1 protein-coding gene is annotated in these 1349 nt (G+C 44.6%); it reads left to right on the top strand.

Going from position 1 to position 1349, the window contains the following annotated elements; all coding sequences use genetic code 11:
- The first annotated feature begins 231 nt into the window (after window positions 1–231).
- Window positions 232–1209: a DHHA1 domain-containing protein gene (locus tag ASJ81_RS12725; RefSeq protein ID WP_095644756.1), complete on the top strand. Its 978-nt coding sequence runs from the start codon at window positions 232–234 to the stop codon at window positions 1207–1209.
- Window positions 1210–1349: the final 140 nt, after the last annotated feature.

Below are 1349 nucleotides of genomic sequence, written 5' to 3'. Positions count from 1 at the left end.
ATCCCCAACCTAAAGGTTGGGGTATTCGTGACCCTCTGCGCTCCCTTGTAATAAAGGATTGAAAGTGAGAAAAGCTCAACACTGCCGTTAGAAGAGACACTGCCGTTAGAAGAGACACTGCCGTTAGAAGAGACACTGCCGTTAGAAGAGACACAGCCGTTAGAAGAGACACTGCCGTTAGAAGAGACACTGCCTTAGAATAATATTTTATTGGGGAAAAGGAAGCAAAACATGAAAGAATTCCAGAACTGGATCAAAGCGAAAACTCTAATCCTTACTCATGGAGACTCGGATGGGATATGCTCTGGTGCAATTGCAAAAACCGCTTATCCGGATGCGTATGTGTATTTTACAAATCCGGTTAACCTTCTTGAAAAACTAAAACTTATCGAGGATGTGAAAACCCTTATTATTTGCGATATTGCAATCGATGAAAAGAACTGCTCTGAACTTCACGCAGCACTTAGCAGACTTGCAGAAAAATGCAACCTTTACTACGTTGACCATCACCCTTTTCCAAAAAGCTGTGAAAAAGAAAGCTGGTTTTACCATGATCTCGAAGCCTGTTCCTCAGAGCTGACCTACAGGCTTTTTGAGGAACAGCTGGATAGGGATATGCGGAGGATAGCAATTTACGGAGCAATTGGGGACTTCTGCGACAATACTCCTCATTTAAAGAGCTGGGTCAAGGATTGGGATAAAAGAAGCCTTTATTTCCAGGCCGGAATCCTGACCCAGGCCATCTTATATAAAGGAAGGGAGTACGAATTCAAGAGAAACCTTCTTGAACCTCTCTCAAAGGATATCATCCCATCAAATATTCCAAACCTGTCTGAACTTGCCAGGGAAGCTGCAGTTAACGAGGAAAGATTAAGGCTTTTTGTTAAATATAATGTGGAAGTCCTGAGAAATTGTGCATATATTGTAAATACAAATAACTCCATTTCAAAGGCAGCAATCTACGCAGCCTCTTACGGCAGACGGGAAGTAGGGATTGCAGCCGAGTATCGTGAAAGAAAGGGGGCTTATGACCTGAGTATCCGCTCAAGGGGAGAGATCGATGTAAACCGTACTCTTCGCTTAGTAGCCCCAAGATTCGGAGGAAGCGGCGGAGGACATCCTCTTGCAGCAGGTGCTCGAATTCCTGAAGATTCCCTTAACGCATTCCTCAGGGCTTTTGATAAAAAACTTGGGGAAGCACATGAGTAAAAAAACCGGAGCGCTGCCCGACCAAAAATGTCAACCCACAACTGTTGACCCATAACTGTTGACCCATAACTGTTGACCCATAACTGTTGGGCCGCAACCGTTGCGCCGGTTGATCACGCCTATAGGGTTTGGGGATAAGA

It is taken from the genome of Methanosarcina spelaei, from assembly GCF_002287235.1.
Lineage (GTDB): Archaea > Halobacteriota > Methanosarcinia > Methanosarcinales > Methanosarcinaceae > Methanosarcina > Methanosarcina spelaei.
Note: the sequence above shows the minus strand (reverse complement) of the source record. Positions and strands in the feature narration are given on the sequence as shown.

What these genes read in the sequence shown, in the direction of transcription:
- ASJ81_RS12725 (WP_095644756.1), top strand. Translation starts at nt 232, where the DNA reads ATGAAAGAATTCCAGAACTGGATCAAAGCGAAAACTCTAATCCTTACT.